Genomic DNA, 22,870 nt, shown 5'->3' on the forward strand with positions numbered 1-22,870 from the left:
GGTCCCTACCCCCTCAGCCGATTTTGTAGAGCAGGCCGAGCGCGACGATGGAGGCGAACCAGATCAGGCCGACGCCGATCGTGATGCGGTCCAGGTTCCGTTCGGCGACCGAGGAGCCGCCCAGGCTGGACGACACTCCCCCACCGAAGAGGTCGGACAGGCCGCCACCACGGCCTTTGTGCAGCAGCACGAGCAGCGTGAGGATGAGGCTGCAGATGAGCACGACGATAGAGAAAGCGAGGATCACGAGGAGTAGCCTAACTGAAGGTCCAGGTAACGGCAGATGCCGGCGAACTCGTCCACCTGGAGGCTCGCACCCCCAACAAGACAGCCGTCGACATCCGGTTGGGCCATGATGCCACCTGCGCTGGCCATCTTCACCGATCCGCCGTAAAGAATCCGTACCGAGTCGGCGACCGAGGGTGAAATCGTCTCCTCGATCCGCGCCCGGATGGCCGAGATGACCTCCTGCGCGTCCTCGGGGGTCGCCACCTCGCCGGTGCCGATCGCCCAGACCGGCTCGTAGGCGATCACGAGCTTGCGGACGTCGTCCTGCTTCAGGCCCGCCAGCCCGGCGTCGACCTGGGTCAGGCAGTGGTCCACGTGGCCGTTCGCCTTGCGGATCTCCAAGCCTTCACCGACACACACGATCGGGATCAGGCCCGCCTCGAGCGCCTTGGCGGTCTTGGCGTTGACCAGCGCGTCGTCCTCGCCGTGGTACTGCCGGCGCTCCGAGTGGCCGGTCAGCACGTAGCTGCAGCCGAGCTTGCTCAGCATCGCCGCCGAGATCTCACCGGTGTAGGCGCCGGCGTCCTTGGTCGACACGTCCTGGGCGCCGTACTTGATCTTCATCCGGTCACCGTCGACCAGCGTCTGCACGCTGCGGATGTCGGTGAACGGCGGCAGGACCGCCACCTCGACGCGCGCGAAGTCGTGCTTCTTGTCCTGCAGCGTCCACGACAGCTTCTGCAACAGGTGGACGGCCTCAACGTGGTTGAGGTTCATCTTCCAGTTGCCCGCCATCAGGGGCGTACGGGCAGCTTCTGCCATCTCGTCAGTCCTCTTCCAGTACGGCGAGTCCCGGGAGCTCCTTGCCCTCCAGGTACTCGAGGGATGCGCCGCCACCGGTCGAGATGTGGCCGAACGCATCGTCGGCGAAGCCTAGCTGTCGCACAGCGGCCGCGGAGTCACCGCCACCGACGACACTCAGGCCAGTCACCTCGGTCAACGCCTGCGCGACGGCCTTGGTTCCACCCGCGAACGCCGCCATCTCGAAGACGCCCATCGGGCCGTTCCAGAACACCGTCCTGGCCGCGGCCACCTCGGCTGCGAACGCCTTGGCCGAGTCCGGGCCGATGTCCAGGCCGAGCTGGTCGGCCGGGATCGCGTCCGCCGCGACGACGGTCGCGGGCGAGTCGGCCTTGAACTCCGGCGCCACCACGATGTCGGTCGGCAGCACGATCTTGTCGCCGGCCTCCTTCAGGTAGCCGCGGACGATGTCCAGCTGGTCCTCCTCGAGGAGGCTCTTGCCGACCTCGTGGCCCTGCGCCTTCAGGAAGGTGAAGACCATCCCGCCGCCGATCAGCAGCTTGTCGGCCTTGGCCAGCAGGTTGTCGATCACCGCGAGCTTGTCCGACACCTTGGCGCCGCCGAGCACGACGACGTACGGGCGGGCCGGCTCCTCGGTCAGCTTCTTCAGTACCTCGACCTCGGCCAGCACGAGGCCACCGGCGGCGTGCGGCAGCTTGCGGGCGACGTCGTACACGCTGGCCTGCTTGCGGTGCACGACTCCGAAGCCGTCGCTGACGAACACGTCGGCCAGGGCCGCGAGCTCGTCGGCCAGCTGGTCGCGCTGCGCCTCGTCCTTGCTCTCCTCGCGCGGGTCGTACCGCACGTTCTCAAGCAGCAGGACCTCACCCTCGTCCAGGTCCTGTACGGCGGTCTGGGCCGCGTCGCCGGTGACATCGGCCGCGAAGTGCACGGTGATGCCCTCGTCCTGCAGCAGCTCGCTCAGCCGCTTCGCGACCGGGGCCAGCGTGTAGGCCGGGTTCGGCTCACCCTTGGGGCGGCCGAGGTGTGCGGTCACGATCACCTTGGCGCCGGCCTTGGCCAGCTTCACCAGGGTCGGCAGTGAGGCGCGGATCCGGCCGTCGTCGCCGATCACGTCGTTCTTGATCGGTACGTTCAGGTCGGAGCGCACGAGGACGCGCAGGCCCGCGACATCTCCGAGGTCGTCAATTCGCCTCATTTAAACTCCTCAGCACGGTTCAGGGGTTCCTGTCTACGAAACAGGCATGCGCCCGAAGGAGGACACCAGGGTCACCCTCGAGCGCATGCTGGGAAGAAACGTCAGAGGGACTTGCCGACGTACGTGACGAGGTCGACGAGGCGGTTGGAGTAGCCCCACTCGTTGTCGTACCAGCCGACGACCTTGACCTGGTTGCCCAGGACCTTGGTCAGGCCGGCGTCGAAGATGCAGGAGGCCGGGTCGGTGACGATGTCGCTCGACACGATCGGGTCCTCGGTGTAGCGCAGGTAGCCCTTGAGCGCACCCTCGGCCGCGGCCTTGACGACGGCGTTGACCTCTTCGGCGGTGGTCTCACGGCCGACGTTGACGGTCAGGTCGGTGGCCGAGCCGGTCGGGATCGGGACGCGCAGCGCGTAGCCGTCGAGCTTGCCCTTGAGCTCCGGCATGACCAGGCCGATCGCCTTGGCGGCACCGGTCGAGGTCGGTACGACGTTGATCGCGGCGGCGCGGGCGCGACGCAGGTCGCTGTGCGGGCCGTCCTGCAGGTTCTGGTCCTGGGTGTAGGCGTGGACCGTGGTCATCAGGCCCTGCTGGATGACGAACTCGTCGTGGATGGCCTTGGCCATCGGGGCGAGGCAGTTCGTCGTGCAGGACGCGTTCGAGATGACGGTGTGCTTCTCGGCGTCGTACAGCTCGTGGTTGACGCCCATCACGATCGTCAGGTCCTCGTTCTTCGCCGGGGCGGAGATGATGACCTTCTTGGCGCCGTTGTCGGCGTGCGTCTTGGCCTTGGTGGCGTCGGTGAAGAAGCCGGTCGACTCGATCACGACGTCGGCGCCGACGTCCGACCACTTCAGGTTCGCCGGGTCGCGCTCGGCGAAGGCCTTGAAGGTGTGGTCGCCGACCGAGATGTCGGTGTCGGTGGCGGAGACCTCACCGGGGAAACGGCCCAGGATCGAGTCGTACTTGAGCAGGTGGGCCAGCGTCTGGTTGTCGGTCAAGTCGTTGACGGCGACGACCTCGATGTCGGCACCGGACGCCTGCACGGCGCGGAAGAAGTTACGGCCGATCCGGCCGAAGCCGTTGATACCTACGCGTACGGTCACGGGACTACGTCTCCTCGAACTAGCGTTCCAGCACTGCTCTTCACCCCGAACATTAGCCCAACCGCCCACTCGGCCAACTGGTGCTATCCACAGCAGACCACCGTCACACGGCGGTGTCCTCCGGACCAGACCAGACAACCGTGCGAACCGGCCGGGAACCCGGCCGGACCTCCGGATGAATACCAGTCGACCCCCTGGTGCCGTCGCTCAAGGGGAGAACGAGGCTGACGCCGAGGGCGATCATCCACAGGCCCCAGGCGCTGCTGCCCAGCAGGCCACCCAGATCCCAGACCGGAAAGCCCGGTACGGCTGTCGCGAGGATGTCGCCCTGGTTGGTCAGGTAGAGCACGTTGGCCAGGAAACCGGCGACGGCGAGCCGGCGGTGCCCGCGGAACAGGGCGATCGAGATGCCGATCCCCCACATGATCGCCAGGAGCTGGCCGAGGTGTTCACCAAGCAGCGCACCGCCGTACAGGTGTTGCGCGGTCCACGCGGCCGCGACGGCGGGGTCGCCTTCGGCGTACGCACGAGCTAGTGGCGGTACGACGAAAACCCAGCGCAGGAAGCCGATCAGCGACAGCAGGACCGACGCGGCACCGACCCAGGTGGCGGTCCGGACGAGTGGATCGTTGCGGCGGCCGAGCGCCTGCGGCAGCAGCAGGATGGGTACGGCGAGCAGGGCGTAGGTCCACGCGACGGCGAACCACGTCCAGATCAGGCCGGTGCCGCCTGCGGTGAAGGCCGGGAGGACGACGTCGGCGGGTTCGCGCAGGATGTCCGGCCAGTCGAAGGTCGCGGACAGGATGCTCGCGGTCGCCCCGAAGGCGAGCACGGCGAGGATGAACAAGGTGCCGGTGACGCGGCGGATCATGATGCCCCCTCAGAATTTGTACGGCGTACAGAATCTGTACGGTGTCCAAATAATGTACGGTGTCCAGTAACGAGTCAAGAGGGAGGCGACGGATGGCACCGGTGGGGAGGCGGCGGGCGTTGAACGAGGACGAGGTGCTCGATGCGGCGCTGGCACTGCTCGACGAAGGCGGGCCGGCCGCGGCTTCGATCCGTGGGATCGCCGCGAGGGTCGGCGTCGCGCCGAACGCCGTCTACACCTACTTCGCCGACAAGGCGGCCGTGAACCGGGCGCTCGTCGAGCGGTTACTGGGCGCGTCGGACCACGGGGTCTTCGCAGATCCCGCCCGCGACTGGCGGGAGCGGGTCGAGGCGCTCGCCACCGACCTCCGCACCCGGATGGTGGCGCACCCCGGCGCCGCGGCCCTGCTGATGAGCGGCCCGATGGACGGCCCACGCGCCACCGCACTCGGCGAGCAGCTCCTGGACGTGCTGCTCGCGGGCGGTCTGCAACCGGACGAGGCGGCGCGGGCGACGTACCTGCTGATCGTCTACGTGCTCGGCTCGATCGCGTTGGAGGTCGCGGACGAGCCTGAGCCCGGTCCCCTACCGTCCGAGGCCGAGCGCATCGCCGACCGCCGGCGGGTCTTCGACCAGATCCCGCCGGACGTCTTTCCCCGGTCGGCAGCGGCCGTACCGATCATGGCCGGCTACATCTCGACCGAGCAGTATCTGTGGGGGCTCAACCGTCTCCTCGACGGCGTCAGCCCCCGTCCCTAGCGACTACGCCGGGTCGAGCATCTCCGGGGTGAGGTTGGCCTCGGTGTTCGGGATGCCGAGGTCGCTGGCGCGCTTGTCGGCCATCGCCAGCAGGCGACGGATCCGGCCGGCCACCGCGTCCTTGGTCAGGGCCGGCTCGTGCAGCTGGCCGAGCTCCTCAAGGCTTGCCTGCTTGTGCTCGAGGCGCAGCTTGCCGGCGATCTGCAAGTGATCCGGTACGTCGTCGCCCAGGATCTCGAGCGCCCGCTCGACCCGCGCTCCGGCCGCGACTGCAGCGCGAGCGGAACGGCGCAGGTTCGCGTCGTCGAAGTTCGCCAGCCTGTTGGCCGTGGCGCGGACCTCGCGACGCATCCGGCGCTCTTCCCAGGCCAGCACGGACTCATGCGCGCCCAGGCGGGTCAGCAGGGCACCGATCGCGTCACCGTCGCGGATCACCACGCGGTCGACGTTGCGCACCTCGCGAGCCTTGGAACCGATGCCGAGCCGACGGGCCGCACCAACCAGCGCGAGCGCCGCCTCCGGACCCGGGCAGGTCACCTCGAGCGAGGAAGAACGTCCCGGCTCGGTCAGCGAACCGTGGGCCAGGAACGCACCACGCCACGCGGCCACCGCATCACACGAAGCACCGGACACAACCGCCGGCGGCAGGCCACGGACCGGCCGGCCACGGTTGTCGACCAGCCCGGTCTGGCGGGCCAGCGCATCCCCGTCGCGAACCACGCGAACGACGTACTTGGTCTGCTTCCGGATTCCGGACGGGGAGATGACCACGACGTCCGACGGGTGCCCGAAGATCTCGGCGATGTCCTTGCGCAGCCGGCGCGCGGCCGCTCCGCTGTCCAGCTCGGCCTCCACGACGATCCGGCCGGAGACCAGGTGCAGGCCGCCCGCGAAACGCAGTACCGACGAGACCTCGGCCTTGCGGCAACAGGGTTTCGTGACCTGGATGCTGGTCAACTCGGACTTCACCTGTGCTGTCATCGCCATAGAAGGCATCCTCCCACCGTTGTCAAAGACCCTCGCCACCGAGCCCCGCGGCAGAACGTCCAACTCCGCCCAGGCGATCCGCGTTACGGCTCCACTGCAACCCAACCCCGGATGGGTCGCGTTCCTTCCCCGACAAGTTCGCGAGGAGGGGCATGAGAGCACGAGACAAAGCCGAGTTCAGCGAGTTCGCCGCGACGATGATCCGGCCACTACGCCGTACGGCGTACTTGATGTGTGGTGACTGGCATCGCGCGGAGGATGCCGCCCAGGACGCCCTGGTCAAGCTGTACCGCAAGTGGGGCCGACTCGAACGCCGCGAAGGGATCCGCACCTACGCGCACCGGGCTGTGGTCACCTCCGTCCTGGACCAGGCCCGCAGACCGTGGCGCCGCGAACACCTGGACGACGCCGCGGAACCAGGACAGGTGCTGCCCGACATCGGCGGGCCGGTCGCCGACCGGCTGATGGTCGTCCGGGCCCTTGCGCAACTGCCGCCCAGCCAACGCGCCTGCGTCGTCCTGCGCTACTACAACGACCTCAGCGTCGAAGAGACCGCCGAAGTCCTCGGCGTCGGGCAGGGCGGCGTCAAGAGCCAGACCTCCCGCGGACTCGACCGCCTTCGCGAACTACTCGTCCAGACCGAAAGGAGCGCCTTGTGAGCAACGACATCGAACGCCTGCTGAACACCGCCGCCGATGACAGCGACCAGCCACTGCACACCGACATCGACGCCATCCTGACCCGCGGCCGCCGCTCGGTCCGCCGATCGCGGATCGCCGTCGGCTGCACCGCGGCGCTGACCACCACGGCGATCCTCGGCGGTGTCACTGCCTGGTCGAACACCTTCGACAAGCAAGGCACCGAGCCTGCGAGCAGCGCCGGCATCACCATCAAGGACGGCTTGGTGGTCGACGACGGCACCGGCCACACCCCGAAAGCCCCGCCACCGGTCAGCCGGCTGTCCGACGCCGCGGTGCTCAGCCGCTGTGCACCGATCCTCCCGGCCGAGAGCCCCCACAAACAGGAGAACCCGGTGGACAGCCGGTGGAAGGTGGTCACCAAGACCGGCGACCAGAACCGCCTGCTGGCCCTGCTCACCGACCCGGACCGTTCGGTTGTCGCCGTCTGCACTGCCAAGAAGGGGTCGGTTACGTGGCAGCGGATGAACACCAGCGGCCTGCGGGCGGACTATCCGGGCAAGGCAAGTGGCGACCAGCGAACGCCTGCCGTCGCTGGAAACGTGCAGATCCCGGCCCTAGGCGTCGCGTATGTGCTGGCGGATTTCGCGAAGGAGGCCGTCCCTCGGCAAGCACTCGTGGGCTCTGACGGGTTCTACACCTTCGGCTACCCCTATCAGAGCGACATCTACGCCTCGGCGCCGGCGATCGAGGGCATCCGGGCGTATGACGCCGGCGGCAAGCAGCTCTACAGCTGGAAGTACACCAAGCCGCAGCTGCCCAAGGACCCCGGTCCGGAGGTGAAGATCAAGGCGGCGAACGTCCCACCGGTGCAGGTCGAGGTGACCAAGGACCCCGAGACCGGCAAGCCGCTCGCCGCGACCCCACCAGTCAGCGTGGTGAGCGACGAGTCGATCCGGACCCGCTGCAAGGTGCCGGACGAGGCGTACCTCAAGAGCTCGCCCCATCTCGGAGAGGACAAACGTCCGTACGACGCCGGAAAGCTCTCGCCGGCCTGGAAGGTCGTCCTGAAGACCGGGACAGGGACCGACGTGTCCGCCCTGCTGGTGTCACCCGGCGAGAACGTCGTCGCCTGGTGCAGCCTGTCCGGCGGGACCGGCTACGACTACGGCCGCGACGCCGTACCGGCCACCGGCAAGTTCGGGGTCGACCTCAACTGGGGTCAGGTGCCGGACGGCGTGGCACAGATCGTCGTCGATCTCCCGAAGACAGGGCCGACCAAGGCCCTGATCCAGAACGGCTACTTCATCTGGGGACTGACCGGCGGCACCTCCGACATCAAGAACGTCCGGATCCGCGGCTTCGACGCCCAAGGCAAGCAGGTGTACGACGCCAAGCACGAGGTCGACGCCAGCTAGACCAGCAGTTCGCGGTAGACCTTGGTGAGTTTGTCGGGGGCGTGGTGGAGGTGCTGGTCGTCATCGGCGATGTCGGCGATGACCAGGTCGGCGCCTAGGGAGTGGGCTGTACGGCGGAGTGAGTCGGGGTCCGGGACGTGGCCTTCGTCGGCGAGGACTACGTCGATGCGTAGGTCGGGGGCGTGGGCGGCCAGGACCTCGAGGTGGGTCTCGGGTGAGAAGCCGTCGGTCTCGCCCTTCTGCTCGCCCAGATTCAGCGTCAGCAGGCGGCGGGCGCTGGTCTGCTCGAGGCCGCGGCAGAGCGCGGGGACGAGCAGGTTGGGAATGACCGAGGTGAACCATGAGCCCGGGCCGACCACGACCCAGTCGGCCTCCGCGATGGCCACCAGAGCCTCGGGACAAGCCGGCGGATCGGCCGGGTCGAGCGCGACGTCGACGACGTGACCATCAGTGGTCGCGACCTCGGCCTGGCCGCGGATCTCGGTCAGCCGCTCCGGGTGCTCCGGATCGAGACCGATCACGCGGGCGGTGATGTCGAGCGGTACGGCGGACATCGGCAGCACGCGGCCTTGGGCGCCGAGCAGCCGGCCGACCCAGTCGAGGCCTTCGACGGCCTCGCCGAGCAGCTCCCACAGCGCCACGATCAGGAGGTTGCCGACCGCGTGGTCGTGCAGCTCTCCGTTGCTGCGGAAGCGATGCTGCAGCACGTCGGCCCAGGTGCGGCCCCACTCGTCGTCACGGCACAGAGCGGCCAGCGCCATCCGCAGGTCACCCGGCGGCAGCACCCCCAGCTCGCGCCGCAGCCGGCCGGAGGAGCCGCCGTTGTCGGCGACGGTCACGATCGCGGTCAGGTGATCGGTGACATGACGAAGGGCGGACAGAGAGGCGGCCAAGCCGTGTCCTCCGCCCAGAGCGACGACCCGGGGACTTCGGGTGCCTGGCGGTCGCCCTCCCGGGTCCTCCAGCCCGCGCTCTCCGCGGGCAGGACTCTCCCAAGGATCCCTCGTCACTCCCGCCCCAGATCCCGGTGGACGACCAAGGTCGGTGAACCCTTCTCGCGCAGTCGGCGGGCGATCTCCTCGGACATCGCGACGCTGCGGTGCTTACCCCCGGTGCAGCCGATCGCGACGGTGACGAAGCGCTTGCCCTCGTTCAGGTAGCCGGTCCGCAGGGTGTCCAGCACGTCCGAGTAGTTCTGCAGGAACTGCTGGGCCAGCGGATGGCCGAGCACGAAGTCTGACACAGGCTTGTCCTGCCCCGTCATCGGGCGCAGGTCGGGCTGCCAGTACGGGTTCGGGATGAAGCGCATGTCGGCGACCACGTCGGCGTCCACCGGGATGCCGTACTTGAAGCCGAACGACACCACGGTCGCCCGCAGCTCGGCGTTCTCCTCGTCGCCGAAGGCGTTCACGATCTTCGCGGCGAGCTGGTGGACGTTCATGTTCGAGGTGTCGATGACCAGGTCGGCGCCGGCCCGGATGTCGCCGAGCAGCTCGCGCTCGCGCTGGATCCCGGTCAGCAACCGGCCCTCGCCCTGCAGCGGGTGCGGCCGGCGCACGCCTTCCTGCCGGCGGACGATGACGTCGTCCGAGGCCTCCAGGAACAGCGTCAGCGGCCGGTAGCCCTTCACCCGCAGATCGTGCAGCGCGTTACTGAGCTCGTCGAAGAACATCCCGGTCCGGACGTCGACGACGACCGCGAGCCGCGGCTGCGTCCCGGTGTCGATGGTCTGCTCGACCATGGTGGTCAGGAAGATCGGCGGCAGGTTGTCGACCACGAACCAGCCGAGGTCCTCCAGCACGTCCGCAACCGAGCTCCGCCCCGCGCCGGACATCCCGGTCACGATGATCAGGTTGCCGTTCGTGTCGTCCATCAGTTCTCAGTTCTCCCTGGATCCCCGTTGGCCGCCCCGGCCACCGGGACGTCGTCATCCAGTATCTCGCCTGTTGCCGTGTTCACCGACGGCGCCCGGCCGGTTTCGGCCGTCGTTGCGGCAGCGTTCACCGCCAGTACGACGGACTCCGCCGTACGGCGCCCGAATCCGGGCAGCTCGGCCACCTCGTCGACCGTGGCCTGCCGCAACTTCTTCAGCGACCCGAAATGCCTCAGCAGCGTCTTGCGCCGCACCTCCCCCAGCCCTGCCACGTCGTCGAGCACGCTCTCGACCATCGACTTCGATCGCCGGTTGCGGTGGTGGGTGATGGCGAACCGGTGCGCCTCGTCGCGCAGCCGCTGCAGCAGGTAGAGCCCCTCGGAGGTCCGGGAGAAGATCACCGGATCCTCTTCGTCCGGCACCCAGACCTCTTCGAGCCGCTTGGCCAGACCGCAGATCGGGATGTCGCCGAGCCCCAGCTCGTCGAGCGCCTGCCGCGCGGCCGCGACCTGCGGCGGACCGCCGTCGACCACGACCAGGCCCGGTGTGTAGGCGAACTTCTTCGCCCGCCCGGTTTCGGGATCCACCAGATACGCCGTCGGGTCCTCCCCCGCCGGAATGTCCTTGCGGTCCTCGATCATCCGCTTGAACCGCCGGGTCAGCACCTCGGCGATCGAGGCCACGTCGTTCTGCCCCTCGACCTCCTTGATGACGAACCGCCGATACTCGCTCTTGCGGGGCAGGCCGTCCTCGAACACCACCATCGAGGCGACCACCTCGGTGCCTTGCAGGTTCGAGACGTCGTAGCACTCCATCCGCAGCGGCGCCTCGGCCAGGTCGAGCCCGGCCTGGATCTCCTCCAGCGCCTGGTTGCGGGTGGTCAGATCGCTGGCCCGCTTGGTCTTGTGCATGGTGAGCGTCTGCAGCGCGTTGCGCTCGACCGTCTCCATCAGCGCCTTCTTGTCACCGCGCTGCGGCACCCGGATCGCGACCCGCGTCCCGCGCGTCTCCTCCAGCCACTCGGTCAGTGCGTCGACGTCGTCGGGGATCGTCGGAACCAGGATCTCGCGCGGGATCGCGTCGCCCGCGTCACCGGCGTACGTCTGCTGGATGAACCGGGAGACGAGGTCGCCGGTGGTCGCCGTACCGTCGGCCTTGTCGGCGATCCAGCCGCGCTCACCGCGGATGCGGCCGCCGCGGACGTAGAAGATCTGGACGGCCACCTCGAGCGGGTCCTCGCTGAGCGCGATCACGTCGGTGTCGGTGCCGTCGCCGAGGACGACCGCGTTCTTCGCCAGCGCCTTGTCGAGCGCGGCCAGGTCGTCGCGGATCTTGGCAGCCCGCTCATACTCCAGCTCGGCAGCCGCGGCCTTCATCTCCTGCTGCAGCCTCCGCACGTACGTCGCGGTCTGGCCGGACAGGAAGGCGGAGAAGTCGTCGACGATCTGGCGGTGCTCCTCCTGCGTCACCTGACCGGTGCAGGGGGCGGCGCACTTGCCGATGTAACCGAGCAGGCAGGGCCGGCCCATCTGGCGGTGCCGGTTGAACACGCCCTTGCTGCACGAGCGCATCGGGAACACCCGGAGCAGCAGGTCGACGGTCTCCCGGATCGCCCAGGCGTGACTGTAGGGGCCGAAGTACCGGATGCCCTTCTTCTTCTGGCCGCGGCCGACCATCACCCGCGGGTAGTCCTCGTCGAGGGTGATCGCGAGCCAGGGATAGGACTTGTCGTCGCGATACTTCACGTTGAAGCGCGGGTCGTACTCCTTGATCCAGGAATACTCCAGCTGCAGCGACTCGACCTCGGTGCCGACGACGGTCCACTCGACCTTCGCCGCGGTGGTCACCATCGCCTGCGTGCGCGGATGCAGGTTGACCAGGTCCTGGAAGTACGACGAGAGTCGCGCCCGCAGGTTCTTCGCCTTGCCGACGTAGATCACCCGCCCGGCGGAGTCGCTGAAGCGATAGACACCGGGCGAGTCAGGGATCGACCCAGGGGCGGGTCGGTAGGACGCTGGATCAGCCACTCGACAACCCTAGTTCGGCCCGCCGACAAAACCGGAATTCTGCCGAAGTCTCCATTGCCAGTTCAATGACAGACTTGAAGGCATGACTGTTGACGAACTCGATCGGCTGATCCGCCGGTACGACGGGGTGCGGGTGCTCGAGGCCCAGGGCGACCTGTTCCACCTCTACGACCCGGCCGCCGACCTCCCACCGGAGCGGCAGCAACCCTTCGCGACCATTGTCACCCGCGACCACTACGAGCGGGTCTCCCGGCTGGACGAACCCGGCTCCTGGCGGCTCAACCTCGGCCTGACCAAGGCGACGTACACGAGTCTCTTCGGCACACCGCCGACCGAGCGCGACGCCGACTGGGTGCTCACCTCCGGCCACGACTACGCCGCCCGCGACACCCTGATGCCGCACCCCTTCTACGCCTCCCAGCACTGGGTCGCGATCGTCAACCCGACCGCCCTCGACCCGCTCCTCCCCCTGATCACCGAGGCCTACGAGTTCGCCGCCCGCAAATACGCCAACCACCAAAGCCGCCTCCCCCAGTGACCTTGCGATTGGTCGGCGGTCGTGTTGCGGGTTCGGTCATAAGGCGAAGTTGACCCCCAGCTGGGATGCGCGCGGTGCGTAACCTGTGACACAGGGTAGATGCGCAGGTCCTTTGCGTGAGGCAACAAGGCCTTGCGTCGACTCGAGGGAGTTTCCGCCCATGTCCCTGAAGCTCATCAGACCACGCGTCGCACTGGGTGCGCTCGCCGCAGCAGCGCTCGCCGTGACCGGCATCGCCACCACCAGTACGGCGGCGCAACCGGAGCAGACCGGTGTCGCGATCCGCGGCGCGGGCAGCCCGACCGCCGTTCCCGGCAGCTACATCGTCGTGCTGGCCGGCCAGCGCAGCCAGGGCGAGACCCGCGCGACCAACCAGAGCCTGTCCAGCACGTACGACGTGAAGGTCCGTGACCAGTACGACGCGTCGATCAAGGGTTTCTCGGCGAACATGAGCGAGGAGCAGGCGAAGAAGATCGCCGGCGACAAGCGGGTCGCGTTCGTGCAGCAGAACCAGAAGTTCACGGCGAACCAGGACGACCCGCCGTGGGGTCTGGACCGGATCGACCAGCGGGACCTGCCGCTCGACAAGAAGTATGACCCGACCTCGCCCGCGGACAAGGTCAACGTCTACGTGATCGACACCGGGATCTACGCGGCCCACAAGGACTTCGGTGACCGTGCCTCGGTCGGCACCGACACCGTCGGCGACGGGCAGAACGGCGTCGACTGCATGGGCCACGGCAGCCACGTGTCCGGCACCATCGCCGGTACGACGTTCGGCGTCGCGAAGAGCGCGAAGATCTTCGGGGTCCGCGTCCTCGACTGCAAGGGCTCCGGCACGACCGAGACCGTGGTGGCCGGGATCGACTGGGTGACCAAGAACGCGAAGAAGCCCGCAGTCGCGAACATGAGCCTCGGCGGCCCGAACGACGACGCGCTGGACGCGGCGGTGAAGGCGTCGGTCGATGCCGGCATCACCTATGCCGTTGCCGCTGGCAACGAAAGCGCGGATGCCTGCACTTCGTCACCGGCGCGCGAAGCGAGCGCGATCACCGTCGGCGCGACCGACGACGAGGACCACAAGGCGTCGTTCTCGAACTGGGGCAAGTGCGTCGACCTGTTCGGTCCGGGCGTGGACGTGGTGTCGGTCGGGATCACCGGGCCGGACTCGACCGCGAAGATGAGCGGTACGTCGATGGCCACGCCGCATGTGGCTGGTGCGATCGCGCTCTACCTGGCTGACCACCCGGACGCCAAGCCTGCTGATGTGGCCACCGCACTCGTCGGTGCATCCACACCGGACAAGGTCGGCGACCCCGGCACCGGCTCGCCGAACAAGCTGCTCTTCGCCGGCAAGGTGGATCCGGCTCAGCAGTAGCAGCACTCCCCCGAAGGGGCCCGGCCGAGTGGCCGGGCCTTTCGTGGGTCAGGCCGTCTGTACGACGTTCGTGCCGCTGACCGCGACGTTGACCGCGGGCAGTGGCGTCTGCGCCGGTCCGCTGACCGGAGAGCCGTCGGTGATGCTGAAGTGGCTCTGGTGGAACGGGCAGATGATCTGACCGCCCTCCACCGAGCCGATGGGGTTGCCCTGGTGCGTGCAGACCGCGGAGAAGCCCTTGAACTGGCCCGCGGTCGGCTGTGTCACGACGACCTTGGCGTCGGCGAACACCTTGCCGCCACCGACCGGTACGTCGGACACCGCTCCAAGCACCTTGCCGCTCGGAGCGCTCGAGCTGCCGCCCGTCGTGGGTGCACTGCTGCTGGGTGCAGTGGTCGGTGCACTCGTCGGCCCGGAGCTGGAGCCGGTCGTCGGACCTGCTCCGGTGGTGCTGTCGCCGCTACCGCACGCGGCGAGGATCGGGGCGCTGGCACCCACCATCGCGGCGATCGCCGCGCAGCGGAGCACCGACCTCCGGTCGCGCAACAGGCCGTCTGGTTCCGCGCCTGGTTGCGAGGTGGGTGGTGCCATCGTGTCATCGCTCATGAATCTGGACCTCCAAGAGCTTGCCGGCAGAAATAGTTGAATGCTCTGACAAACGGGTGGGCGGTCCGGATGGTTCAATCCACTGCTCGATTGAACCGCAGTTTGAGACTTTTAGGTGGCACCGGTGACGGTCTGGACCACTCGGGCCGACAGATCCAGGACGGATCGGCGGGTCTCGTCCTGCACCTCCTCGGAGCGCAGCGGCCAGGCTTGGGCGATATGCGCGTCGTGCGGGAGGACCAGCGGCTCGAGACCGCGCTGGCGGAACGCCTCGATCAGCCAGTCGACCGTGCTTGGCTCCGCCCGCTCCACCATCGTGATCACCAGTACGCCGCGGGTCAGCAGCACGTTCTGGCCGTCCGGTGTCAGCTGGTCGAGCTGCTGGAGGCAGTAGTTCGCCAGGTGCTGCACAGACGGAACGACCAGCACGATGCAGTGCGCCGAGGAGGCCATCTCCATGCTGACCTCGTCGTACATGCTGCCTGGGCAGTCGACGACGGCGAGCCCGACATCACGTGCGCCTTGGCTCTGGGCCTCAGCGAGTGATCGACGTACTGCGTCGGCGGTGCCTTCGCTGCGGACGAGACTGACACGCTCGATCGGACCGGCGCCTACGTTGAACTCCAGGCGGCGGGACAGTTCGGCGCCGCCGGGATCCGCGTCGATGGCGACGACCCGGTCCGAGCGCTGGCTGGCCAGCATCATCGCGAGCAGGGCGCTCACAGTCGACGTACCGGAGTTGGTGACCGGGCTGAGGACGCCGACCCGGCGCATGATCGCGATCGGGCGGCGGATGGTGGCGATGTTGTCCACGTCGCGCTGCATGCGGCCCGAGGCGCCGACCAGGTACGCCGCTTCGGAGGCGAACCGCCGGAAGCGCCGGAACACCGAGTCGCCTTCCCCGGCGTTCGCCGGCGTACCGGGCTGGTCGGTCTGTGGTGGCGGGCCCCAGCCGGTGTTCGGCTGCTGCTGTGGCGGGGCCTGCTGGTACGGCGCCTGCCCCGGATGCTGCTGGTGGTACGGCGGGGGCTGCTGCTGGTACTGCGGATCCGCATAGGGCTGCTGGTACGGCTGCTGCTCCGGGTACCCCTGCTGCGGCGGATACTGCTGCGGCGGGTACGGCGGTTGCTGCTGGGCAGGCGGGTATTGCTGCGGCGGGTACTGGGCCGGGTACTCGGGCACTGGGTACGGCGGCGGCTCCACCGGCGGGACCTGCCCGTACTGCGGCGGCTGCTGGTACGGAGGCGGAGGAGGTGGCGGCGGGTACCCCTGCTGTGGGTACTGCTGCGGCGGGTACCCCGGCTGCTGGTACGGCGCCTGCTGCGGCGGGTACTGCTGCTCGGGATACGGCTGCTGGGTGTACTGCTGCTGGGCAGGCGGCGGCTGCTGGTCCGGCGTAGGCCAGGGCCACGGCGGCTGCTGCTCAGGCGGGGGCCCGGAAGCGGGCCCGGGCGCAGGCGGAGCGGGCGGCTCCTCCGCTACCGGCTGGTCGGCCGGCGGCGGAGTGTCGGGGCGGGACGGCTCTTCGGCCGGTGACTGCTCCGCCGCCATCCGGCGCAGCATGTCACCCTGCCAGTCAGATTCAGTCATTCCATCCGGTCGTCAGAATGCGTGCAGCAGGTTGGTGTAGACGCCGAACACTCCCAGCGCCAGCGGGACCGTCACGATGATCGCGCCAACCTCAAGATAGTCGAGCAGCTGCGTCAGCCGCGCACGGACATGCTCCGCCGGTGCGAAACCGAGACCGAAGGCACAGAACATCGCCACCAGCACCAGCAGCCCGAGCGCGATGAACGCACCGCCCTGACCGTTCAGCGCGGCGATCAGCACGCACCCGGACACCACAGTGAACGCCGCTGCGAACAGTACGGCGACCTCCTGCACCAGCGGGTACAACCGCGACCGCGAAGCGAGCAGGAACGCCAGCACCAGAGCCAGCGCGACCGCCCACGGGCCACCGGCCCGGAGCAGCATGATGCCCGCCACACCAGACGACACCGCGATCGGCACCGTCGCCAGCGCCAGCCCGAGGTGGGCCGCGTTCAGCGCACTCTGCACGTCACCGCGCATGATCTCCTGACCGGAGGCGCGCTTGTCGTCCAGACCGGACAGTCCGGACAGCGCGAGCGCCATCCGGGGCAGCAGACCGAGCAGCAGCACGGCGAGCAGCGCAGCGAGCGCACCGATCCGGTCCGCGGCCAGACCGGTGCCGACACCGACCATCCAGACCAGAACGAACAGCACGGACGTCGCACCCGCGACCACTCCGCCACCGGCGAGCCCGGCTGCCGAGAAGAACAACGGGCCGATCGCCAGGCACAGTGCCCCGATGCTGATGACCAGCCCGAGGTCCCAGCCCGCGTCCAGCCCCCAGAACCCGACCGCCAGCGACAGCAGCACCGTCGCCACGAAGACCAGCGGGATCGCGATCACCTTGTTGCCCGACCGCCCGAGCGCGATGCCGACGAAGGCGCCGATCGCAGCGATCACCAGCAACACCGCGGCAGTGATCGCGTTCGGCGCCGCGACCAGCAGCGAGACCGCCCCCGACACGACCGAGAACACCAGCCCGGTCCCAGCCAGCACGCGCCGGTGGGCGGGCTTGAACGTCGTACCGCGTCGTTTGAGGTCCTCGACGGCTTCTTCGGTCACGTCGTACACGGTCGGAGGCGGCGGCAACTCGCCCTCGGACGCCAGCCGCAGCACTGTCCCGTCGATGATCTGCGCGGAAGCCAGCGTCCCCTCCGGGGGCACCAGCACTCCGGTCGCAGTCGTCAGGAACCGGCGCTGCGGCGTGGGCTGCAGCGGCTCGTCCAGCATCCGGAGCAGGTCGGGCAGGAGGACGCCGAGCGGCTGGTCCGCCGGCAGCACCGCATCCAGCCGACGGCGCTGCCCGATCACCGTCACACGGCTGTAGACACTCATCGTTCCGAACTCCTGTCCTGCTCGTACTTCATCGCCGAATGGCGGCGTCGGCCGCTTGCTGGATCGGCATCATCTTCTTGACCACCGTCGCGTACCGCTCCCAGGCGGAGGGGTCGCGACCGTCGCCGACCGGGTACCAGACAGCCGGCGTGTGCACCGGACCGATCGCCTGGGCATTGATGCCCTCGACCGCCAGCATGTCCTCCAGCGACGATGCCTCGACCGCTTCGTTGCCGAAGGCGAGGCCGACCGGGCAGGTCATCCCGACGAACCGCGGCTGGTAGGTACCGTCGGACGAGCCGTTCCCGCCGAGCACCGTCGCCGAGATCAGCTCGAAGTGGTCGGCGACCTCATCGATCAGGTCGCCGATCACGCCTAGGGCGGGAAAGTCTTTTCCTGGTTGCCCGATCGCCAACGACACGGTCTCGTCCAGCCCGGATCGGCCACGTCGGGCCTCGAGCGTGCCGACGGCGGGCTTGAGCTCCTTGCCCGGCTGACCGGTCACCACGAGCCAGGTAGGCTCCGGCGCCCGGCCGCGGCAATACTCCGTCAGGGCCTCCGTGCTCCACGGCTGGGTCACCGGCTCGGAGGTCGACCAGCCCGCGGGTCCCGCTCCGGTGGTCCGGTTGAACAACAACTCCGCCACGCGGCCGAGTTCCGTCGCCGCGACCGGCTTGTGCCGAACCCGCACCGTCACCTGCAGGATTCCGTTCAGGTCCTCCATGACCACGAAATCCGGGTGGATGTCCGAAGTGCTCTCCCCCGCCGGCACGGCTGCCCGCGGCACGAACATGTCGCCGTTCCACTTGAGGCGGACGCCCGTGATGCCGTCGAAGGACTCCCCGCTGCCGGTGGTGACCACCCAGCGCGAGTACCGGCCCCGGAACAACATCGAACGGACCGGCCAGGTCAGCGTGGCCTTCGTGGAGGTCACCAGCTGCACGTCGCGATCTTCCATCTTGGCCGCGACCAAAGCATCACTCAGCCAGGCTGACATCCCGACCACCGGGCGGTCCTGCATGACCACGGCGACCTTGTCGGTGATCAGGTCCACGCCGGGGCTGTAGCTCAGTTGGTTCGGCATCTCGACTACTCCCCGTCTGCCGTGCTCGGAAGCCGCACTTCGCCGGCGCCTTCGGGGCTCCACACCCGCCCACCGAGCCGCGTCGTCAAGGTGTCCACGTACCTCTCGGCCAGCTCTCGCGCACCCTGGGTCGCGGACGCCCGGACCTCGATCCACCACACCGGCGTCTGGATCGGACCGATGCCGACGCCGAGCATCCGCTCGACCTCGCCCGGCACCTGCACAAGCTGCGGTGCCTCCATCGAAACCAGCGGATTGTTCTCCTCGTCGCACAGCTGGATCACCGCACCCTCACTGACGGCGCGCACCCCGAGGTCCTCGCCCGCGGCCATCAGTCCGGCCAGCACATCCTTGGACGACGGTCGCCCGTCCACCAAAGCCACCAAGTCGTAGGTCATACCGTTCCTCCACTGCCCTCGATCGGTAGCACGTCGGAAAGAGCCGTCTGAACGAGCTCCGGACCGTCACCCCGTCGGACGAACAAGCCACGTCCCGGCGGGTAGTCGCCCGGGGCCGCGCCCGTGAAGAGCTGCCCCTCGCTGCGCTCACCGGACAGCACCAAACCTGCGGAACCGGTCTCCAGCACGGCCGCCAGGAACGGCTCGTACATCTGCCGTGACGCCCCGGAAGCCCGTCGGGTCACAATGAAATGTAGGCCGATGTCGCGTCCGGCCGCGACATACGGGAGGAACGGCGTCATCGGCGCCTGAGCACCAGCGGTCAGCAGATCGTAGTCGTCGACGAGGATGACGATGCGCGGGCCGGTCGGCGCCGGACTGACGGCGGTGCTCGAATCGTCCGGCATCCGCTTGGCGAGCTCCTCCGAGATGCCCGCGGCAAGGCCGGCTGCTACCCGTGAGGTCGGGGCGTAGCCGCCCAGATAGCCGTCCGGGATCAGGCCGCGCAGTCCGCGCCGCGGGTCCATCACGCCGAAGACCAGCTGCTCGGACGTGTGCCGCTCCAGCAGTTGCTGAACGATCAGCTTGACCGCGTTCGTCTTGCCGGACCCGCTGTCGCCGAACACGACCAGGTTGCTGTCGCGACCGGCGAGGTCGAAGTACACCGGCCCGAGGACCCGCTCGTCCACACCGATCGGGATGACGCCCGGCTGCCGGATCTCGTCGGGGACCTCGATGCGCGGCAGCTGCAACGGCAGGATCCGGATCTGGGGTGCCGTCGGTCCCTGCCAGGTCGACCGAACGGCCACTGCCTGAGCGGCCAGTACGTCGCTGAGGTTGTCGTCGGTCGGAGTCCCATCCACCCGCGGCAGCGCGATCTGAACGAACAGCTTGCTGCCAGGCACCAGCATCCGCCCAGGTCCGGCCTTGCGCAGAACCTCCTGCAACCGGCGGTCGATGTTGGAGTCGGCGGCGTCGTTCAGTCGCAGCTCCAGCATCGTGCCGAACAGGGACTGGTTCTGCATGCGTACATCGTTCCAGCGCATCATCGAGGTAACGACGTGAATGCCGTAGCTGCTGCCGCGCTGCAGCAGGTCCGAGACCGGCTCGTCGAGCTCGTCGAAAGTGGTCCGGATCGCACCGAAGTTGTCGATCACCAAGACGATGTCGGCGGTGGCCAGCTCCGGCAGGCGCCCGGCCGCGTGTTCCTGGCGGAGTGCCTCCATGGTGTCGATACCGTTGTTGCGGAACACCCGCTCACGGTGGTCCAGCATGCCCCGGATCTCTTCGAGCGTCCGCCGGATCCGCTCCCGGTCGGTCCGCAGTGCGACACCGCCGACGTGCGGCAGGTTCTCCAGCGCCTGCATACCGCCACCGGCCAGGTCGATCGCATAGATCGCCACTTCGCGCGGTGTGTGCGTATGGGCCAGGGCCGTGACGATGGTTCGCAGGGCGGTTGTCTTGCCCGACTGCGGACCACCAACGATGCCGACGTGCCCGCCGGCCTTGGTCAGGTCCAGCCGGAAGACCTCCTGCCGCTGGTTCCGCGGGTCGTCGATCACGCCGATCGGCGGATTCATCACCGGCACCGGGACCGCGAGCTGCAGACCGCGGTCATCGAAGAAGTCCGCCCGTCCGGACACCTGGTCGAGTGTGCAGGCGGCCGGCAGCGGCGGCAACCAGATCTTCAGTACCGAGTCAGCGGCCTTGCGTACCTGGTCGACGAATACACCGAGAACCGTCGGACCGGTGGTCCGCACGGTGGCCTGCTGCTCGGCGTCGGGTGCCGCGGCTACCTCCGACTCGGGTTGCTGGTACAGCGGCAACGGGTACGGCCGAACCGCCTGATCGCCGTCATCCACCTGCAGCTCGGTCACACCGGTGTAAGGACCCGACACGTAGGCCGCCTTGAAGCGCTGGTAGACGCTGGTGTCGACCTTCAGGTACCCGAATCCGGGCAGCGGCGGCAGATGGAACGCGTCGTTCGTGTCCAGCACCGTCCGGCTCTCGTCCTCGGAGAACGTGCGCAGACCAAGCCGATAGGACAGGTACGTGTCGAGTCCACGCAGCGCACCCGATTCGATCCGCTGACTGGACAGCAACAGGTGTACGCCGATCGACCGGCCGATCCGCCCGATGGACAGGAACAGGTCGATGAAGTCCGGCCGCGCGTTCAGCAACTCGCCGAACTCGTCGATGATCACGAACAGATGAGGTAGCGGATCCATCTCCGGTCGCTGATCGCGGAGCAGCCGGTAGTCGGTGATGTTGGCGACGTTGCCGGCGTCCTTCAGGACCTGCTGGCGCCGCTGGACCTCACCGGAGAGGCTGGCATAGGCCCGCTCGATCAGTGACGCGTCGTCGGCGAGGTTGGTGATGATGCCGGCCACGTGCGGGGCGCCCTCGAACGGCGCGAACGAGGCACCGCCCTTGAAGTCGATGAGCACCAGCGCCAGATCGTCCGGGCTGTGAGTGGCGAGCAGCGCCATCACCATGGTCCGGAGCAGCTCCGACTTTCCGGATCCGGTCGCCCCGATGCACAGTCCGTGCGGGCCCATCCCCAGCTGGGCAGACTCCTTCAGGTCGATCAGCGTCGTAGCACCGGATTCGTCGATCCCGACGGGCACGCGGAGGAAGGCACGGTCGGGTCGGCGTTGCCAGAGCCGCCGGAAGTCCAGGTTGGCAGGATCTTCGATGCCGAGCAGCCCCATGAACTCGACGTCCTCGAGCTGCGCGTCCTCCTCAAGAGACTCCGCGGACAGTCTCAGCGGCGTCAGTTCGCGCGCGATGCCTTCGGCCGCGGCAGCGTCGAACTTGTCTACCTGACCGCCGGCCACCATCGGGTACGGCCCGCGCAGATCCTCGACCCGTACGTCGTCTCCGTAGACGGTGATGCGGATCGTCACCGTGCTCGGCTCCTGGACGCGGTCGGCGACCAGGTGCAGCACCGTGACGCCGAGCTCCCCCGGCACCAGCGAGTCGTCGGCCTGTGGGCGCACCTCGGAGCTGACATCGCCGTAGGTGTCGTGCAGCACCAGCAGCCGCTGGGTCAGCTTGCGGCGGTCGTTGAGGTCGACGGATCCACGGCGGGACTCGGTCGCCCATCGGACTCGTCGACCGAGGTCGTCCGACAACAGTTGGGTCAGCTCGTCCGGCGTCTCCGCGAGCCGCCGGAACGGCACCCCGCCTTGCCTGCGGTCCGGGTCCTGCACGTGCGGCAGCCAGGTCATCCACTGCCACTCGGGTGACGCGGCCGGCGGGAAACTGGCAGCCATCTCCAGGTCCTCGGGAGCATGCCATACCGCGGACTGGACGATCAGTGAACGGGCGACCCGTACGACACCTTCACGGTCGCCGACGATGCTCACGTTGCCGACATGGTCCAGCGGGACGGTCAGTGGCATGTCCGGGATCAGCGTGAATCGCCGGACCAGTGCGTTCGCCTCGGCCATCATGAACGGATCCGGCGGCTCCATCGCCGAGCCGGACCGACCGACAACGGCCGGCACCACAGGAACCCGGCCGCTACCGCACCGCGGCTGCATGAAGTCGCTGTCTGTACGGCGTCGCTCCCACAGGCGGGATACATCGGTCACGCAGTCGAGCAGCGCGTCCGGCGGCGGGTTCAGCTCGAGGGCCTGACCACGAGCCTTGCGCTCCTCGACCGAGAACTCTTCGCGCAGCCGCTCCAGATAGTCGAGGTAGCGAGTGCGCTGGTGCCGACGGTCCTTGCCCCCTTTGCCGCGGGAGGACAACGCGCCGATCAGCGACGCGAGCAGAGTCACCACGAGCAGCACGATCCCGACCATCACCATCGGGCCGGACCGGCCCATGGTCATCATCGCGACCGATCCGAGACCGCCGATCATCGGCACCAGGGACTGCACCATGCTTCCGGCACCGCCACCACCGCCGGCTCCACCGAGCGTCGGGCCGGGCTCGATGACGCGTTGTTGTTGTGCCCCCGGGCTGGGAGTGCGCCGCGCGGGGCGGTGCACGAGCCGGCTTGCCACTA

At 68.4% G+C, this 22,870-nt stretch carries 20 protein-coding genes; 5 read left to right on the forward strand and 15 right to left on the reverse strand.

Features of this window, described 5'->3' with window-relative positions:
- Nucleotides 1-13 precede the first annotated feature (13 nt).
- The 5 genes from secG to OG474_RS40355 form a co-directional block, all read right to left on the reverse strand.
- Nucleotides 14-247 (reverse strand): preprotein translocase subunit SecG, encoded by a 234-nt coding sequence (secG, locus tag OG474_RS40335; RefSeq protein WP_132403979.1) that lies wholly within the window; start codon nucleotides 245-247, stop codon nucleotides 14-16.
- The gene (tpiA, locus tag OG474_RS40340) at nucleotides 244-1,050 is read right to left on the reverse strand and encodes a triose-phosphate isomerase (protein ID WP_405058935.1); all 807 of its coding nucleotides are present in this window, start codon (nucleotides 1,048-1,050) and stop codon (nucleotides 244-246) included. The genes secG and tpiA overlap by 4 nt, the downstream gene beginning before the upstream one ends.
- A gap of 4 nt (nucleotides 1,051-1,054) precedes the next feature.
- Nucleotides 1,055-2,248 (reverse strand): phosphoglycerate kinase, encoded by a 1,194-nt coding sequence (locus OG474_RS40345; RefSeq protein WP_405058936.1) that lies wholly within the window; start codon nucleotides 2,246-2,248, stop codon nucleotides 1,055-1,057.
- A 101-nt stretch (nucleotides 2,249-2,349) separates the two neighbouring features.
- Entirely contained in the window at nucleotides 2,350-3,354 is a 1,005-nt protein-coding gene (gap, locus tag OG474_RS40350; protein WP_405058937.1) for a type I glyceraldehyde-3-phosphate dehydrogenase, read from the reverse strand.
- A 103-nt stretch (nucleotides 3,355-3,457) separates the two neighbouring features.
- On the reverse strand, nucleotides 3,458-4,225 hold the full coding sequence (locus OG474_RS40355; protein ID WP_405058938.1) for a DUF4386 domain-containing protein: 768 nt from the start codon (nucleotides 4,223-4,225) through the stop codon (nucleotides 3,458-3,460).
- 92 nt (nucleotides 4,226-4,317) lie between these two features.
- Here OG474_RS40355 and OG474_RS40360 point away from each other — a divergent pair, with 92 nt between their 5' ends.
- Nucleotides 4,318-4,983 carry a TetR/AcrR family transcriptional regulator gene (locus tag OG474_RS40360; protein WP_405058939.1) on the forward strand — a complete coding sequence of 222 codons (666 nt, stop codon included), beginning with the start codon at nucleotides 4,318-4,320 and terminating at the stop codon, nucleotides 4,981-4,983.
- A 3-nt stretch (nucleotides 4,984-4,986) separates the two neighbouring features.
- On the opposite strand, the gene whiA is transcribed toward OG474_RS40360, so the two are convergent.
- Nucleotides 4,987-5,970, reverse strand: a complete 984-nt coding sequence (gene whiA / locus OG474_RS40365; RefSeq protein WP_391544461.1) for a DNA-binding protein WhiA — start codon at nucleotides 5,968-5,970, stop codon at nucleotides 4,987-4,989.
- 152 nt (nucleotides 5,971-6,122) lie between these two features.
- Between whiA and OG474_RS40370 the strand changes: the two genes are divergently transcribed.
- Complete coding sequence (locus OG474_RS40370; RefSeq protein WP_405058940.1) at nucleotides 6,123-6,629, forward strand: SigE family RNA polymerase sigma factor; 507 nt, start codon at nucleotides 6,123-6,125, stop codon at nucleotides 6,627-6,629.
- Entirely contained in the window at nucleotides 6,626-8,026 is a 1,401-nt protein-coding gene (locus OG474_RS40375) for a hypothetical protein (protein WP_405058941.1), read from the forward strand. The genes OG474_RS40370 and OG474_RS40375 overlap by 4 nt, the downstream gene beginning before the upstream one ends.
- Here OG474_RS40375 and yvcK read toward each other — a convergent pair.
- From yvcK to uvrC, 3 genes are read right to left on the reverse strand one after another with little or no spacing between them, the layout of a single operon-like run.
- The gene (gene yvcK, locus OG474_RS40380; protein WP_405064664.1) at nucleotides 8,023-8,991 is read right to left on the reverse strand and encodes a uridine diphosphate-N-acetylglucosamine-binding protein YvcK; all 969 of its coding nucleotides are present in this window, start codon (nucleotides 8,989-8,991) and stop codon (nucleotides 8,023-8,025) included. The genes OG474_RS40375 and yvcK overlap by 4 nt on opposite strands.
- 41 nt (nucleotides 8,992-9,032) lie before the next feature.
- Nucleotides 9,033-9,899: an RNase adapter RapZ gene (gene rapZ, locus OG474_RS40385; RefSeq protein WP_405058942.1), complete on the reverse strand. Its 867-nt coding sequence runs from the start codon at nucleotides 9,897-9,899 to the stop codon at nucleotides 9,033-9,035.
- Nucleotides 9,899-11,926: an excinuclease ABC subunit UvrC gene (gene uvrC / locus OG474_RS40390; RefSeq protein WP_405058943.1), complete on the reverse strand. Its 2,028-nt coding sequence runs from the start codon at nucleotides 11,924-11,926 to the stop codon at nucleotides 9,899-9,901. The genes rapZ and uvrC overlap by 1 nt, the downstream gene beginning before the upstream one ends.
- An 82-nt stretch (nucleotides 11,927-12,008) precedes the next feature.
- On the opposite strand from uvrC, the gene OG474_RS40395 reads away from it, so the two are divergent.
- On the forward strand, nucleotides 12,009-12,464 hold the full coding sequence (locus OG474_RS40395; RefSeq protein WP_405058944.1) for a DUF6194 family protein: 456 nt from the start codon (nucleotides 12,009-12,011) through the stop codon (nucleotides 12,462-12,464).
- A gap of 160 nt (nucleotides 12,465-12,624) precedes the next feature.
- Entirely contained in the window at nucleotides 12,625-13,842 is a 1,218-nt protein-coding gene (locus tag OG474_RS40400) for a S8 family serine peptidase (protein WP_405058945.1), read from the forward strand.
- A 48-nt stretch (nucleotides 13,843-13,890) separates the two neighbouring features.
- Here the strand turns inward: OG474_RS40400 and OG474_RS40405 are convergent, their stop codons facing one another.
- The 6 genes from OG474_RS40405 to eccCa all read right to left on the reverse strand — a co-directional run bounded on the left by OG474_RS40405 (nucleotide 13,891) and on the right by eccCa (nucleotide 22,745).
- Nucleotides 13,891-14,448, reverse strand: coding sequence for a Rieske (2Fe-2S) protein (locus tag OG474_RS40405; protein ID WP_405058946.1), 558 nt, complete (start codon nucleotides 14,446-14,448; stop codon nucleotides 13,891-13,893).
- 111 nt (nucleotides 14,449-14,559) lie between these two features.
- On the reverse strand, nucleotides 14,560-16,038 hold the full coding sequence (locus OG474_RS40410) for a MinD/ParA family protein (protein WP_405058947.1): 1,479 nt from the start codon (nucleotides 16,036-16,038) through the stop codon (nucleotides 14,560-14,562).
- A gap of 12 nt (nucleotides 16,039-16,050) precedes the next feature.
- Entirely contained in the window at nucleotides 16,051-17,373 is a 1,323-nt protein-coding gene (locus tag OG474_RS40415; protein ID WP_405058948.1) for an EsaB/YukD family protein, read from the reverse strand.
- A 28-nt stretch (nucleotides 17,374-17,401) separates the two neighbouring features.
- Nucleotides 17,402-18,457 (reverse strand): DUF6177 family protein, encoded by a 1,056-nt coding sequence (locus OG474_RS40420; RefSeq protein ID WP_405058949.1) that lies wholly within the window; start codon nucleotides 18,455-18,457, stop codon nucleotides 17,402-17,404.
- A gap of 5 nt (nucleotides 18,458-18,462) precedes the next feature.
- Nucleotides 18,463-18,855: a hypothetical protein gene (locus OG474_RS40425; protein WP_405058950.1), complete on the reverse strand. Its 393-nt coding sequence runs from the start codon at nucleotides 18,853-18,855 to the stop codon at nucleotides 18,463-18,465.
- Entirely contained in the window at nucleotides 18,852-22,745 is a 3,894-nt protein-coding gene (gene eccCa / locus OG474_RS40430) for a type VII secretion protein EccCa (protein ID WP_405058951.1), read from the reverse strand. Before eccCa ends, OG474_RS40425 begins: the two co-directional genes overlap by 4 nt.
- Between the last annotated feature and the right edge of the window lie 125 nt (nucleotides 22,746-22,870).

The organism is Kribbella sp. NBC_01505, assembly GCF_045040285.1.
Lineage (GTDB): Bacteria > Actinomycetota > Actinomycetes > Propionibacteriales > Kribbellaceae > Kribbella.